Here is a 14,733-nt window from a genome sequence, read left to right on the forward strand (position 1 = left end):
GCCCCGGTGCCCGGATCATCGCTCGTGGACGATCTGAGGTCGCTGGGCTTTGACGTACAGGAAGCCGCCGACGTCACCGAGGCGGCGCGGCTGCTGTCCGCCGTCCCGGCGCAGAGCCGGGTCGCGCTCGTCGACCCCCGGTTCGTCGGCCATGTCCATGCCCTGCGGCTCGGGCTGACCGACCCCCGCTACCCCGCCGCCGCCGTGCCCGGCGCCCTCACCGCGCAGCCCGAAGCGCGCCCCGCGCTGGTCCGCGCCCTGCGGACCACCACCGAGGCAGTCGGCGCGGGCGTCCCCACCGGTCCGGCCGCAGGCGCCGTCGCGGTGACCGACCGCACGGTGCCGGGGCGGCTCGCCGCCACCATGGACGCCGAGGGCACCGATGTGCAGCGCCCGGAACTCGGCTCGCTCGTCGCCGCCGTACCGACGGACGAGGCCGCCCGTGCCACCGCACGCTCCGGTGTCGCCGCCGTCGACGACGAGGCGGTCCGGCTGCGCAGCGCCGTGAAGGCACGCGACGGCTTCTTCACCACGTACTGCATCAGCCCGTACTCGCGCTACATCGCCCGCTGGTGCGCGCGCCGCGGCTTCACCCCGAACCAGGTCACCACCGCGTCCCTGCTGACCGCACTGATCGCGGCGGGCTGCGCGGCCACCGGTACCCGTGGCGGATACGTCGCCGCGGGACTGCTGCTGCTCTTCTCCTTCGTCCTGGACTGCACCGACGGGCAGCTCGCCCGCTACTCGCTGCAGTACTCCACGATGGGCGCCTGGCTGGACGCCACCTTCGACCGCGCCAAGGAGTACGCCTACTACGCGGGGCTCGCACTCGGCGCCGCACGCGGCGGTGACGACGTCTGGGCCCTGGCGCTCGGCGCGATGGTGCTCCAGTCCTGCCGGCACGTCATCGACTTCTCGTTCAACGAGGCGAACCACGACGCGGTGGCGAACTCGAGCCCCACGGCCGCCCTCTCCGACAAGCTCGACAGCGTCGGCTGGACGGTCTGGCTGCGCCGGATGATCGTGCTCCCCATCGGCGAGCGCTGGGCGATGATCGCCGTGCTGACCGCGGTGACCACCCCCCGGATCGTCTTCTACGCCCTGCTCATCGGCTGTTCGTTCGCGGCCTGCTACACCACCGCCGGCCGGCTGCTGCGCTCCCTGACCCGCAAGGCCCGCCGCACCGACCGCGCCGCGCAGGCGCTGGCGGACCTCGCCGACTCCGGCCCGCTCGCCCAGCTCGTGGCGGCCCGCGGCCCCCGGATACCCGGCGCGTGGACCGCTCCGGTCCTGGCCGTCGTCGGCGCGGGCGCGCTGATCGCGGCGGCGCTTCAGCAGCCGTTCGGCAGCCGCCAGATGATCGTCGCCGCCCTCTTCTACGCGATCTGCTCCGGTCTGGCCGTGGCCCGCCCCCTCAAGGGCGCACTCGACTGGCTCGTCCCCCCGGTCTTCCGGGCCGCCGAGTACTGCACGATCCTCGCCCTGGCCGCCCGGAGCGACATCGACGGGGCGCTCCCCGCGGCCTTCGGGCTCGTTTCGGCCGTCGCCTACCATCACTACGACACGGTGTACCGCATTCGAGGCGGCACCGGCGCGCCGCCCCAGTGGCTGGTGCGCACGATCGGCGGGCACGAGGGCCGGACCCTGGTGGTGGCCGTACTCGCCGCCGTACTCACCGGAGCCTCGGGCTTCACCGTGGCACTCACCGCTCTCGCAGTGGCCGTGGCACTGGTCGTGCTGGTGGAGTCCATCCGCTTCTGGGTGTCCTCCGGGGCGCCCGCCGTTCACGACGAAGGAGAACCCGCATGATCGGCCTCGTACTGGCAGCCGGCGCAGGACGGCGCCTGCGCCCCTACACCGACACGCTCCCCAAGGCGCTCGTGCCGGTGGACGGGGACAGGACCGTCCTCGACCTCACGCTGGCCAACTTCGCCGAGATCGGGCTCACCGAAGTCGCGATCGTCGTCGGCTACCGCAAGGAAGCCGTCTACGACCGCAAGGAGGAGCTGGAGGCGAAGTACGGCCTGAAGCTCACCCTCGTCGACAACGACAAGGCCGAGGAGTGGAACAACGCCTACTCCCTGTGGTGCGCCCGTGAGGTCCTCAAGCGCGGCGTGATCCTCGCCAACGGCGACACCGTCCACCCGGTGTCCGTCGAGCGGACCCTGCTGGACGCGCGCGGCAAGGGCCAGAAGATCATCCTCGCCCTCGACACGGTGAAGAACCTCGCCGACGAGGAGATGAAGGTCATCACCGACGGCGACAAGGGCGTGCGGCGCATCACGAAGCTGATGGACCCCGCCACCGCCACCGGCGAGTACATCGGCGTCACCCTCATCGAGGCCGAGGCCGCCGAGGAGCTGGCCGACGCCCTGAAGGCGACGTTCGAGCGTGACCCGGACCTCTACTACGAGGACGGCTACCAGGAGCTCGTCAACCGCGGCTTCACCGTCGACGTGGCCCCCATCGGCGAGGTGACCTGGGTCGAGATCGACAACCACGACGACCTCGCGAAGGGCAGGGAGATCGCGTGCCAGTACTGACCCGGCTCATCCCCTCCCCGGTCTTCGTCGACATCAGCCGGGGCGCCATGGACGACCTGGCCGGTCTCCTCGCCGACCAGCGGATCTCCGCATCCGGCAAGCTCGCGATCGCGATCAGCGGCGGCTCCGGGCAGGCCCTGCGCGAGAAGCTCGCCCCGGCCCTGCCGGGCGCCGACTGGTACGGCGTCGCCGGCGGCCACATCGACGCCGCCGTGAAGCTCGCCGACGACATCAAGGGCAAGCGGTACGACGCCGTGGTCGGCCTCGGCGGGGGCAAGATCATCGACGTGGCGAAGTACGCCGCGGCCCGGGTCGGCCTGCCGCTGGTCTCGGTCGCCACGAACCTCGCGCACGACGGCCTCTGCTCACCCGTCGCGACCCTGGACAACGACAACGGGCGCGGCTCCTACGGAGTCCCGATGCCGATCGCCATGGTCATCGACCTCTCGGTGATCCGCGAGGCCCCGGACCGCTTCGTGCGCTCCGGCATCGGCGACGCGATCTCCAACATCTCCGCGATCGCCGACTGGGAACTCTCGCACCAGGTCAACAACGAGCAGATCGACGGACTGGCCGCGGCCATGGCCCGTACCGCGGGCGAAGCCGTACTGCGCCACCCCGGCACCGTCGCCGACGACGAGTTCCTCACCGTCCTCGCCGAGTCGCTGGTGCTCTCCGGCATCGCCATCTCGATCAGCGGGGACACCCGGCCCTCGTCCGGTGCCTGCCACGAGATCAGCCACGCCTTCGACCTGCTCTTCCCCAAGCGCGCCGCCAGCCACGGCGAGCAGGTCGGCCTCGGCGCCGCCTTCGCCATGCACCTGCGCGGAGCCCGCGAGGAGTCCGGCCTCTTCGCCGACGTGCTGCGCCGGCACGGGCTGCCGGTCCTGCCCGAGGAGATCGGCTTCACCGCCGACGAATTCGTCCAGGCCGTCGAGTACGCCCCGCAGACCCGTCCGGGACGCTTCACGGTCCTGGAGCACCTCAACCTGTCCACCGACCAGATCAGGGACGCGTACGCCGACTATGCCAAGACCATCTGTAGCTGAACTCCGCCCGGTCGTTCACCCCCCGGGCGTCAAGGACCGGCGCAGCGGCGAACACTGGGCGGGCCGGATCTACATGCGCGAGGTCTCGCTGCGCGTGGACCGGTACCTGGTGAACACCAAGGTCACGCCCAACCAGCTGACCTACCTGATGACCGTCGCCGGTGTGCTCGCCGCTCCGGCCCTGCTCGTGCCCGGCATCCCCGGCGCGCTGCTCGGCGTGCTCATGGTGCAGCTCTACCTGCTGCTCGACTGTGTCGACGGCGAGCTGGCCCGCTGGAAGAAGCAGTTCTCGCTGAGCGGGGTCTACCTGGACCGGGTCGGCGCCTATCTCTGCGACGCCGCCGTGCTGGTCGGCTTCGGCCTGCGCGCCGCCGACCTGTGGGGCAGCGGACGGATCGACTGGCTGTGGGCCTTCCTGGGCACGCTCGCCGCCCTGGGCGCCATCCTGATCAAGGCCGAGACCGACCTGGTCGGGGTCGCACGCCATCAGGGCGGGCTGCCGCCGGTCAAGGAAGCCGCGTCCGAGCCGCGCTCGTCCGGCATGGCGTTCGCGCGTCGCGCCGCGGGTGCGTTCAAGTTCCACCGGCTGATCCTGTGCGTCGAGGCGTCGCTGGTGATCCTGGTCGCGGCCGTTCTGGACTCGGTCCGGGACGACTTCTTCTTCAGCCGCCTCGCGGTCGCGGTCCTGGCCGGCATCGCCCTGCTGCAGACGCTCCTGCACCTCGTGTCGGTCCTGGCATCGAGCAGGCTGAAGTGAGCACCCCCATGAAACTCGGCGCGGTCATCATCACGATGGGCAACCGCCCGGCCGAGCTGCGCGCCCTGCTCGATTCGGTCGCCGAGCAGGACGGCGACCGGATCGAGGTGGTCGTGGTCGGCAACGGCTCGCCCGTACCGGATGTCCCCGCCGGTGTGCGGACCGTCGAGCTGCCCGAGAACCTGGGCATCCCCGGCGGCCGCAACGTGGGCATCGAGGCGTTCGGGCCCTCCGGCGCCGACGTCGACGCCCTGCTCTTCCTCGACGACGACGGTCATCTGCCGCTCACCGACACCGCGGAGCTGTGCCGGCAGGCGTTCGCGGCCGATCCGAAGCTCGGCATCATCAGCTTCCGGATCGCCGACCCGGACACCGGTGTCACCCAGCGCCGCCACGTGCCGCGGCTGCGTGCCGCCGACCCGATGCGCTCGTCACGTGTGACGACGTTCCTCGGCGGCGCCAACGCCGTACGCACCCGCGTCATCGCCGAGGTCGGCCCGCTGCCGGGCGACTTCTTCTACGCCCACGAGGAGACCGACCTCGCCTGGCGTGCCCTGGACGCCGGGTGGCTGATCGACTACCGCGCGGACATGGTCCTCAACCACCCCGCCACCGCCCCGTCGCGGCATGCCATGTACCACCGCATGGTGGCCCGGAACCGGGTCTGGCTGGCCCGGCGGAACCTGCCCGCGCCGCTGGTCCCCGTGTACCTCGGGGTCTGGATGCTGCTGACCCTGCTGCGCAGGCCCTCGGGCGAGGCGCTGAAGGCATGGTTCGGCGGCTTCCGGGAAGGCTGGTCGACGCCCTGCGGACCCCGCCGTCCGATGAAGTGGCGTACGGTGTGGCGGCTGACCAGACTCGGCCGCCCTCCGGTGATCTGAGAGCCCGCCTCTGGGAGCATGAGGCGTATTTTTCTTGTCGGGACCTGTCCGCCCTGAGCCGCGCCCGCGACTGGCTGCGCATTTTGAATACGAGAGTTTCATCTGGTGAGTGACACAACCCATGATGGTGCGGTTGCGCTGAGCACCCCGCCCTCGGCCGACGACGGCCTGAGCGCGGCCGAGCTGGCCGCCAAGTACGGTCTGACGGTCAGCGGTGCCCGGCCCGGACTCCTCGAGTACGTCCGCCAGCTCCGCGGGCGGCGCCATTTCATCATGGCGTTCTCCCGGGCGAAGCTGACGGCGCAGTACAGCCAGGCGAAGCTGGGCCAGCTGTGGCAGGTGGCCACCCCGCTCCTGAACGCCGCGGTGTACTTCCTCATCTTCGGCCTGATCCTCGGTACGAAGAAGGGGATGCCGCAGGAGGTCTTCATCCCGTTCCTGGTGACCGGGGTCTTCGTCTTCACCTTCACCCAGAGCTCGGTGATGGCAGGTGTCCGCGCCATCGCCGGCAACCTCGGGCTGGTGCGGGCGCTGCACTTCCCGCGTGCCTCGCTGCCCATCTCCTTCTCGCTCCAGCAGCTCCAGCAGCTGCTGTACTCGATGATCGTGCTGATCATCGTGACCATGGCGTTCGGCAGCTATCCGCGGCTGTCCTGGCTGCTGGTGATTCCCGCCCTGGCGATGCAGTTCTTCTTCAACACCGGACTGGCGCTGGTGATGGCCAGGCTCGGGGCCAAGACCCCCGACCTGGCCCAGCTGATGCCCTTCATCATGCGGACCTGGATGTACGCGTCCGGCGTCATGTTCTCCATCCCGGTGATGCTCGCGGACAAGCCGGCCTGGATCGGCGACGTACTGCAGTACAACCCGGCCGCCATCTACATGGACCTGGTCCGGTTCGCGATGATCGACGGATACGGCTCGGAGAACCTGCCGTCGCACGTCTGGGTGGTCGGACTCGCCTGGTCGCTGCTGGTGGGCGTCGTGGGCTTCGTGTACTTCTGGAAGGCAGAGGAACGGTACGGCCGTGGCTGAGGACAACACCGCGGGGCGCGTCCCCACCGTGATCGCCGACGACGTGCACATCGTGTACCGCGTCAACGGCGGCGGCGGTGGCAAGGGCGGCGCCACCGCGGCACTGAGCCGGATACTGCGCCGCGGCAACGGCGAGGAGCGCGGGGTCCGCAAGGTGCACGCCGTGCGCGGCGTCACCTTCACCTCCTACCGGGGCGAGGCGATCGGCCTCATCGGGACCAACGGCTCCGGCAAGTCCACCCTGCTGCGGGCCATCGCCGGTCTCCTGCCGACCGAGAAGGGCAAGGTGTACACCGACGGCCAGCCCTCGCTGCTCGGGGTGAACGCGGCGCTGATGAGCGACCTGACGGGCGAGCGCAACGTCGTCCTCGGCGGGCTGGCGATGGGCATGAGCCGCGAGGAGATCCGCGAGCGCTACCAGGACATCGTCGACTTCTCCGGCATCAACGAGAAGGGCGACTTCATCACCCTGCCGATGCGGACGTACTCCTCGGGCATGGCCGCCAGGCTCCGGTTCTCCATCGCCGCCGCCAAGAACCACGACGTCCTCATGATCGACGAGGCGCTGGCGACCGGTGACCGCAAGTTCCAGATCCGCTCCGAGGCGCGCATCAGGGAGCTCCGCAAGGAGGCCGGCACCGTCTTCCTGGTGAGCCACAGCAACAAGTCGATCAGGGACACCTGCGACCGGGTGCTGTGGCTGGAGAAGGGCGAGCTGCTCATGGACGGCCCGACCGACGAGGTCCTGAAGGCCTACGAGCGGGAGACCGGCAAGTAGAACGGCGCCGGATCCACGCTCCGCAGCGGCCCCTGCCGGATCATCCCGGCAGGGGCCGCGTCGCGTCCGCGACGGGGCGGCGACCGGATGTTCTCGGCCGCTCCGTGCCGTACCCGGATCTCCTCCCGCCGGATGACGTCAATTTCCTTGCGCAAGGGGAAAGTTGACGGGCAGGAGCACGCCGCTGTGACGTGCCCCGCACCCCGGCGTATGGATGAGCGTTGTACAACGTAAGCTGTAGCGGTGCTGATTCGTTGCAAGTAGGGCGATACCGCCTGGACGGACGGCCCGCAGTCGCCCTCCGCACTCGGGAGGACGGGCGGCGTGTCCGGAATGGGATGTTTTGGGTCGGCAGTGTAGAACGGGAGATGTGACGGCAATGACGGAAGATCTCCAGCTCCGAGGTGCTCACGCCGTCCCCGCGCAGGGCGGTCCGCAGTGACCCGTACCCGGCAGACGCGGCTTGATTCCGCCGTACCCGGAACCCTTGACAAGGCCGCCGACGAGAACTTCCCGGTGGCCCCCTTCTTCCTGCCGCGCGCCTGGCGCGACGATCTGATGGCCGTCTACGGCTTCGCCCGGCTCGTCGACGACATCGGGGACGGCGATCTCGCCCCCGGCGGCGCCGACGCCCGCCACCTCGGTCTCGACCCCGCACAGGGCGAGGACCGGCTCGCCATGCTCGACGCGCTCGAAACCGACCTGCGCCGGGTCTTCGCCACCACCGGCGAGACCCCGCACCACCCCCTCCTGCAAGCACTGCGCCCCACCGTGCGGCGCTGCTCGCTCACCCCCGAACCCTTCCTCGGCCTCATCGAGGCCAACCGGCAGGACCAGAAGATCCGCCGCTACGGGACGTACGAGGAGCTCCTCGGGTACTGCGAGCTCTCGGCCAATCCCGTCGGCCGCCTGGTCCTTCAGCTCACCGGAACCGCGAGCCCCGAACGCATCCGCCGTTCCGACGCCGTCTGCACCGCGCTGCAGATCGTCGAGCACCTGCAGGACGTCACCGAGGACCTCGGCCGCGACCGGATCTATCTGCCGGCCGATGACATGGCACGTTTCCATGTCACCGAATCCGGCCTGGCAGCACCCTCCGGGAGTGCGTCGGTGCGGGCACTGATTGCCTACGAGGCGGAACGCGCCGGGCATCTGCTGAATGAAGGCACCCCTCTGGTGGGTAGCGTCCACGGCAGGCTCAAGCTGCTTCTCGCCGGATTCGTGGGAGGGGGGCGTGCCGCCCTCACCGCGATCGCGGCCGCCGGGTTCGACGTACTGCCCGGACCGCCCAAGCCCACCAAGCCCAGCCTGCTGCGCGAGGTGGGAGTTGTCTTGCGAAAAGCGCGTAGAGAGGGGTGAGCCGGACCGTGGAGGGACAGACGACGTACATGTCGGCACCGGTACAGGCCGCATACAGTTACTGCGAGGCGGTCACCGGACAGCAGGCGCGTAACTTCGCGTACGGCATCAGGCTGCTGCCGGCGGAGAAGCGACAGGCCATGTCGGCGTTGTACGCCTTCTCCCGCCGTGTCGACGACATCGGCGACGGCGAGCTGGAGCCGGAGACCAAGCGGGTCCGGCTGGAGAGCACCCGCACCCTGCTGGACCGGATCCGGGACGGCGCGGTCGACGAGGACGACACCGACCCGGTGGCCGTCGCGCTCGCCGACGCCGCCCGCAGGTTCCCGCTGCCGCTCGAAGGGCTCGACGAGCTCATCGACGGCGTGCTGATGGACGTGCGGGGCGCGACCTACGAGACGTGGGACGACCTCAAGATCTACTGCCGGTGCGTCGCCGGCGCCATCGGCCGGCTCAGCCTGGGCGTCTTCGGTACGGAGCCGGGCGCCCCCGGCGCCGAGCGCGCCGCGGAGTACGCCGACACGCTCGGTCTCGCGCTCCAGCTGACGAACATCCTGCGCGACGTGCGGGAGGACGCGGGCAATGGGCGCACCTATCTGCCCGCCGACGACCTCGCCAAGTTCGGCTGCTCCGCGGGCTTCCACCGGGCCACCCCGCCGCCCGGCTCCGACTTCGCCGGACTGGTCCACTTCGAGGTGCGGCGCGCCCGGGCCCTGTTCGCCGAGGGATACCGGCTGCTGCCCATGCTCGACCGGCGCAGCGGTGCCTGTGTGGCGGCCATGGCCGGGATCTACCGCAGGCTCCTGGACCGGATCGAGCGCGATCCCGAGGCGGTGCTGCGCGGCCGGGTCTCGCTGCCGGGCCATGAGAAGGCGTACGTGGCGGTGCGGGGGCTTTCCGGTCTCGACGCGCGCCACATCTCACGGCGTACGGCCCGAGGGCGTGTCTGAATGCGTCTGACGGACATCTCGCGCACCATGTGCATGATGGATGATCAGTCCGGCCGGGGGGCAACCTCCTGCCGCACGGATGCGTCCCTGACGGAAATGACCTGGCGAGAGGGGGACGCATGACGGACGACGCCCTGCGTTCCTCCCGTGCGGTCGTGATCGGCGGCGGGCTGGCCGGTATGACGGCGGCCCTGCGGCTGGCCGACGCCGGGCTTGACGTGACCCTGCTCGAAGGACGGCCCCGGCTCGGCGGCCTCGCCTTCTCCTTCCGGCGCGGCGAGCTGACGGTCGACAACGGCCAGCATGTCTATCTGCGCTGCTGCACCGCCTACCGCTGGTTCCTCGACCGGGTCGAAGGCGCCGCGCTGGCACCGCTGCAGAACCGTTTGGACGTTCCCGTTCTCGACGTCGGGCGGCCTTCGGGACCCCGGCTCGGACGGCTGCGGCGCAACGCGCTGCCGGTCCCGTTCCACCTCGCCGCGGGACTCGCCGGATACCCGCACCTCTCGCTCGCCGAGCGGGCGGGCGTCGGCCGCGCCGCACTGGCTCTCGGCCGGCTCGACCCGGACGACCCCGCGCTAGACGACATCGACTTCGGCTCCTGGCTCGCCCGGCACGGCCAGTCGCCCCGCACCGTCGAGGCGCTCTGGGACCTGGTCGGCGTCGCCACCCTCAACGCCACCGCACCGAACTCCTCGCTCGCGCTCGCCGCGAAGGTCTTCAAGACCGGACTCCTCTCCGAACCCGGCGCCGCCGATATCGGCTGGGCCTCGGTACCGCTCGGCGACGTCCACGACACGCTCGGCCGCAAGGCCCTGGACTCCGCCGGCGTCCGCACCGAACTGCGGACGAAGGCCGGATCGCTCACCCGCACCGACGACGGACGTTGGGTGGTCGACACCGGGGCCGAGCGGCTCGAGGCGGACACCGTCGTGCTGGCGGTTCCGCAGCGCGAGGCCCACGACCTGCTGCCCGAGGGCGCTCTCGACGCACCGGAGCGGCTCCTGGAAATCGGCAACTCGCCGATCCTCAACGTGCACGTGGTCTACGACCGCAAGGTGCTGCGGCAGCCCTTCTTCGCCGCGCTCGGCTCACCGGTCCAGTGGGTGTTCGACCGTACCGAGGCATCGGGGCTCACCGGCCCCGGGCAGTACCTCGCGGTCTCCCAGTCCGCGGCCGGTGAGGAGATCGACCTGCCCGTCGCCGAGCTGCGCGCACGCTACCTGCCCGAGCTGGAGCGGCTCCTGCCCGCCGCCCGCGGGGCCGGGATCAGGGACTTCTTCGTCACCCGGGAGCGTACGGCGACCTTCGCGCCCGCGCCCGGCGTCGGCCGGCTGAGGCCCGGGACGCGTACCCACGCCCCCGGCCTCCTCCTGGCAGGCGCATGGACCGCCACCGGCTGGCCCGCCACGATGGAGGGCGCCGTGCGCAGCGGTGCCGGCGCAGCGGACGCCGCACTCCTGGCGCTGGGCCGCCCCCACGAACATCCGCTGCAGGAGGCGGCATGAGCAGTACCACCGGAACAAGAGGAGAGTCAGTGACCCCGGCGAATCCGGCTTCCGACACCGTGGCGGAGACCACGGACGTCACCGCGCTTCTGGAGCGCGGACGGGCCCTTTCCACGCCGGTGCTCCGGGCCGCCGTTGACCGGCTCGCACCGCCCATGGACACCGTGGCCGCCTATCACTTCGGCTGGATCGATGCCCAGGGCAGGCCCTCCGACGGCGACGGCGGCAAGGCCGTCCGCCCGGCGCTGGCCCTGCTGTCCGCGGAAGCGGCCGGCGCCCCGGCCGGGGCCGGCATCCCCGGCGCCGTGGCCGTCGAACTCGTGCACAACTTCTCGCTGCTGCACGACGACCTGATGGACGGCGACGAGCAGCGGCGCCACCGGGACACGGTGTGGAAGGTGCACGGCCCCGCCCAGGCGATCCTGGTCGGCGACGCACTCTTCGCACTGGCCAACGAGATCCTGCTGGAGCTCGGCACGGTCGAGGCCGGACGCGCGGCGCGGCGGCTGACCTCGGCCACCCGCAAGCTCATCGACGGGCAGGCCCAGGACATCTCCTACGAGCACCGCGAGCGGGTCACCGTCGAGGAGTGCCTGGAGATGGAGGGCAACAAGACGGGCGCCCTGCTCGCCTGCGCCTGCTCCATCGGCGCGGTGCTCGGCGGCGCCGACGACCGCACCGCCGACGTCCTCGAGGCGTACGGCTACCACCTGGGCCTCGCCTTCCAGGCGGTCGACGACCTGCTCGGGATCTGGGGCGACCCGGAGTCCACCGGCAAGCAGACCTGGAGCGATCTGCGCCAGCGCAAGAAGTCCCTGCCGGTCGTCGCCGCGCTCGCCGCGGGCGGACCGGCCTCGGAGCGCCTGGGCGAACTGCTCGCCGCGGACGCGAAGAGCAGCGACTTCGACAGCTTCTCCGAAGAGGAGTTCGCCGCCCGTGCGGCGCTCATCGAGGAGGCGGGCGGCCGCGAGTGGACCGCCCAGGAGGCGCGTCGTCAGCATGCGGTCGCCATCGAGGCGCTGCACGGTGTCGACATGCCCGAAACCGTGCGGGCGCAGCTCACGGCGCTCGCGGACTTCGTCGTCGTACGAAAGAGATGATCACTATCTGGTCCATATGACTCGCAGTCGCCGGCCGGTGCCCCGCACGGGCGCCGGCCGACGGAGACCCCAGCACAGCAGAGGACCAACTGCACGAAGGGGAAGCCATGACAGCGACGACCGACGGAAGCACCGGGGCTGTGGACCCCCGCGCAGCCTCGGCCAGTAGACCGACAACCGAATCAACCATCGCCGCGGACGACGTACTGGCCGCCGCGCGGCAGGCCGCGGAACGCTCGGTGGAGCACCTCCTCGGGAGGCAGGACGAGCAGGGCTGGTGGAAGGGCGACCTCGCCACCAACGTGACCATGGACGCCGAGGACCTCCTGCTCCGCCAGTTCCTCGGCATTCAGGATCCCGCCACGGTCCAGGCGGCCGGCCGCTTCATCCGCGGCGAGCAGCTGGGCGACGGAACCTGGGCCACCTTCCACGGCGGTCCCGGCGACCTCTCCGCCACCATCGAGGCGTACGTGGCGCTGCGCCTGGCCGGCGACCTGCCGGAGGACCTCCACATGGCCCGCGCCGCGGGGTGGGTCAGGGAGCAGGGCGGGATCGCCGCGAGCCGGGTGTTCACCCGGATCTGGCTGGCCCTCTTCGGCTGGTGGAAGTGGGACGACCTGCCGGAGCTCCCGCCCGAGCTCATGTTCTTCCCCAAGTGGGTCCCGCTCAACATCTACGACTTCGGCTGCTGGGCCCGCCAGACCATCGTGCCGCTCACGGTGGTCTCGGCGAAGCGGCCGGTCCGGCCCGCTCCGTTCGCCCTGGACGAGCTGCACACCGACCCGGACATCCCCAATCCTCCCAGGCGCCCTGCTCCGGCGGCCAGTTGGGACGGTGTCTTCCAGCGCCTCGACAAGGCGCTGCACGTCTATCACCGGTTCGCGCCCCGCAGACTGCGCCGGGTCGCGATGAACGCCGCAGCCCGCTGGATCATCGAACGCCAGGAGAACGACGGCTGCTGGGGCGGGATCCAGCCGCCCGCCGTCTACTCCGTCATCGCCCTGCATCTGCTCGGATACGACCTGGACCACCCGGTGATGCGGGCCGGACTCGATTCGCTGGACCGGTTCGCGGTCTGGCGCGAGGACGGGGCCCGCATGATCGAGGCCTGTCAGTCCCCGGTCTGGGACACCTGCCTCGCCACCATCGCACTCGCCGACGCGGGGGTGAGTCCGGACCACCCGGCGCTGGTGAGGGCGGCCGACTGGATGCTCGGCGAGGAGATCGTCCGGCCGGGTGACTGGTCGGTTCGCAGGCCCCAACTGGCCCCCGGCGGCTGGGCGTTCGAGTTCCACAACGACAACTACCCCGATATCGACGACACGGCCGAGGTGGTCCTCGCACTGCGCCGGATCCGGCACCCGGATCCGGCCCGGATCGAGGCGGCCATCGAGCGCGGTGTGCGCTGGAACGTCGGTATGCAGTCCCGCAACGGGGCCTGGGGCGCGTTCGACGCGGACAACACCAGCGCGTTCCCCAACCGGCTGCCCTTCTGCGACTTCGGCGAGGTGATCGACCCGCCGTCCGCCGACGTCACCGGGCACGTGGTGGAGATGCTCGCCTTCGAGGGCCATTCCGCCCACCCGGCCACCCGGCGCGGCATCGAGTGGCTGCTCGCCGAACAGGACGCGGCCGGCGGCTGGTTCGGACGCTGGGGCGTCAACTACGTTTACGGAACCGGGTCGGTGGTGCCCGCGCTGGTCGCCGCCGGACTGCCCGCATCGCATCCGGCGATCCGCCGCGCGGTCGCCTGGCTGGAGTCCGTCCAGAACGACGACGGCGGCTGGGGCGAGGACCTGCGCTCCTACAGTGAGGACAAGTGGATCGGCCACGGAGCCTCGACCGCGTCCCAGACCGCCTGGGCGCTGCTCGCCCTGCTGTCCGCGGGCCGGCGGGACACCGTGGCCGTATCGCGCGGCATCGCCTGGCTCGCCGAGACCCAGCTGGCCGACGGTTCCTGGGACGAGCCGTACTTCACCGGGACCGGATTCCCGTGGGACTTCTCCATCAACTACCACCTCTACCGGCAGGTCTTCCCGCTGACCGCACTCGGGCGGTACGTGTACGGCGACCCGTTCGCGGGCCGCACGGCTGTGCACGAGGGTGCCTGATGGGGCCCACCCCGGGGCCGGACACCCCGGAGACCCCGCTGCTGATCGCCTGCGCGCTCGGCATCGAACAGCTCGCCCTGCGCACCGGCCGGGGCGGGACCGGCGACGCCCCGGGCCGGGTGACCGTGCTGCGTACCGGCATGGGGCCCAAGGCCGCCGAAGCGGCCGTGGCGCGTGCGCTCGGCGACGGCCGGGCGTCCGGCGCCGCGGTCATCGCCTCCGGGTTCTGCGCCGGGCTGGCCCCCGGAATGCACCCCGGGGACCTGGTGGTGGCCGACGAGACCCGGATGGCGGGGGAGCCGGTCCCCTGTACCGGTACGGACCTGCTGGCCGAGGCGCTGGCCAGGGCCGTACCCGGCCGCACCGTCCACAGGGGTCCGCTGACCGGCTCGGGCCATGTCGTGCGCGGGCACGAGCGGGCCGAGCTGCGGGCCACCGGAGCGATCGCGGTGGACATGGAGTCCGCCGCGACACTGCGCACCGCTCTGCGGTCCGGACCGCGCCCGGTTGCGGCCGTACGGGTGGTCGTGGACGCTCCGGAGCATGAGCTCGTCCGTATCAGCACGGTCCGCGGTGGAATATCGGCTTTCCGCGTTCTCCGTGCCGTCCTTCCGGCTTTCTATGAATGGCACCGATCTCTGCTGCTCCCCAGGAGGTGAGCT

The 14,733-nt window shown here is 71.1% G+C and carries 13 protein-coding genes; all 13 read left to right on the top strand.

The annotated features are described in order from the left end of the window. Positions 1-24 precede the first annotated feature (24 nt). Positions 25-1,809 (top strand): DUF5941 domain-containing protein, encoded by a 1,785-nt coding sequence (locus tag OG782_RS33005; RefSeq protein WP_406457331.1) that lies wholly within the window; start codon positions 25-27, stop codon positions 1,807-1,809. Then, on the top strand, positions 1,806-2,543 hold the full coding sequence (locus tag OG782_RS33010) for a sugar phosphate nucleotidyltransferase (RefSeq protein ID WP_406457333.1): 738 nt from the start codon (positions 1,806-1,808) through the stop codon (positions 2,541-2,543). The genes OG782_RS33005 and OG782_RS33010 overlap by 4 nt, the downstream gene beginning before the upstream one ends. Continuing rightward, on the top strand, positions 2,531-3,592 hold the full coding sequence (locus OG782_RS33015) for an iron-containing alcohol dehydrogenase family protein (protein ID WP_406457335.1): 1,062 nt from the start codon (positions 2,531-2,533) through the stop codon (positions 3,590-3,592). Before OG782_RS33010 ends, OG782_RS33015 begins: the two co-directional genes overlap by 13 nt. Beyond that, on the top strand, positions 3,570-4,349 hold the full coding sequence (locus tag OG782_RS33020) for a CDP-alcohol phosphatidyltransferase family protein (protein WP_406457337.1): 780 nt from the start codon (positions 3,570-3,572) through the stop codon (positions 4,347-4,349). The genes OG782_RS33015 and OG782_RS33020 overlap by 23 nt, the downstream gene beginning before the upstream one ends. A gap of 8 nt (positions 4,350-4,357) precedes the next feature. Next, positions 4,358-5,230, top strand: a complete 873-nt coding sequence (locus tag OG782_RS33025) for a glycosyltransferase family 2 protein (RefSeq protein ID WP_406459400.1) — start codon at positions 4,358-4,360, stop codon at positions 5,228-5,230. A 105-nt stretch (positions 5,231-5,335) separates the two neighbouring features. Further along, positions 5,336-6,265 carry an ABC transporter permease gene (locus OG782_RS33030; protein ID WP_406457339.1) on the top strand — a complete coding sequence of 310 codons (930 nt, stop codon included), beginning with the start codon at positions 5,336-5,338 and terminating at the stop codon, positions 6,263-6,265. Then, positions 6,258-7,043, top strand: coding sequence for an ABC transporter ATP-binding protein (locus tag OG782_RS33035; protein ID WP_406457341.1), 786 nt, complete (start codon positions 6,258-6,260; stop codon positions 7,041-7,043). The genes OG782_RS33030 and OG782_RS33035 overlap by 8 nt, the downstream gene beginning before the upstream one ends. Positions 7,044-7,481: 438 nt before the next feature. After that, positions 7,482-8,402 (top strand): squalene synthase HpnC, encoded by a 921-nt coding sequence (gene hpnC, locus OG782_RS33040; RefSeq protein ID WP_406457343.1) that lies wholly within the window; start codon positions 7,482-7,484, stop codon positions 8,400-8,402. A gap of 29 nt (positions 8,403-8,431) precedes the next feature. Further along, positions 8,432-9,352 carry a presqualene diphosphate synthase HpnD gene (gene hpnD, locus OG782_RS33045; RefSeq protein WP_406457345.1) on the top strand — a complete coding sequence of 307 codons (921 nt, stop codon included), beginning with the start codon at positions 8,432-8,434 and terminating at the stop codon, positions 9,350-9,352. A gap of 119 nt (positions 9,353-9,471) precedes the next feature. Continuing rightward, positions 9,472-10,860: a hydroxysqualene dehydroxylase HpnE gene (gene hpnE / locus OG782_RS33050; RefSeq protein WP_406457347.1), complete on the top strand. Its 1,389-nt coding sequence runs from the start codon at positions 9,472-9,474 to the stop codon at positions 10,858-10,860. After that, complete coding sequence (locus tag OG782_RS33055; protein WP_406457349.1) at positions 10,857-11,960, top strand: polyprenyl synthetase family protein; 1,104 nt, start codon at positions 10,857-10,859, stop codon at positions 11,958-11,960. The genes hpnE and OG782_RS33055 overlap by 4 nt, the downstream gene beginning before the upstream one ends. A gap of 107 nt (positions 11,961-12,067) precedes the next feature. Continuing rightward, the gene (shc, locus tag OG782_RS33060) at positions 12,068-14,071 is read left to right on the top strand and encodes a squalene--hopene cyclase (protein ID WP_406457351.1); all 2,004 of its coding nucleotides are present in this window, start codon (positions 12,068-12,070) and stop codon (positions 14,069-14,071) included. Then, a complete protein-coding gene (locus OG782_RS33065; RefSeq protein ID WP_406457353.1) occupies positions 14,071-14,730 on the top strand; it encodes a 1-hydroxy-2-methyl-2-butenyl 4-diphosphate reductase in 660 nt (219 codons plus the stop codon). Before shc ends, OG782_RS33065 begins: the two co-directional genes overlap by 1 nt. Positions 14,731-14,733 lie beyond the last annotated feature (3 nt).

The sequence above is a fragment of the Streptomyces sp. NBC_00876 genome (assembly GCF_045207435.1).
Taxonomy (GTDB): Bacteria; Actinomycetota; Actinomycetes; order Streptomycetales; family Streptomycetaceae; genus Streptomyces.

Bases quoted from the DNA above. Each gene is read 5' to 3' on its own strand.
- OG782_RS33010 (WP_406457333.1), top strand. From the start codon at position 1,806: ATGATCGGCCTCGTACTGGCAGCCGGCGCAGGACGGCGCCTGCGCCCC.
- OG782_RS33020 (WP_406457337.1), top strand. From the start codon at position 3,570: ATGCCAAGACCATCTGTAGCTGAACTCCGCCCGGTCGTTCACCCCCCG.
- OG782_RS33025 (WP_406459400.1), top strand. From the start codon at position 4,358: ATGAAACTCGGCGCGGTCATCATCACGATGGGCAACCGCCCGGCCGAG.
- hpnD (WP_406457345.1), top strand. From the start codon at position 8,432: ATGTCGGCACCGGTACAGGCCGCATACAGTTACTGCGAGGCGGTCACC.
- hpnE (WP_406457347.1), top strand. From the start codon at position 9,472: ATGACGGACGACGCCCTGCGTTCCTCCCGTGCGGTCGTGATCGGCGGC.
- OG782_RS33055 (WP_406457349.1), top strand. From the start codon at position 10,857: ATGAGCAGTACCACCGGAACAAGAGGAGAGTCAGTGACCCCGGCGAAT.
- shc (WP_406457351.1), top strand. From the start codon at position 12,068: ATGACAGCGACGACCGACGGAAGCACCGGGGCTGTGGACCCCCGCGCA.
- OG782_RS33065 (WP_406457353.1), top strand. From the start codon at position 14,071: ATGGGGCCCACCCCGGGGCCGGACACCCCGGAGACCCCGCTGCTGATC.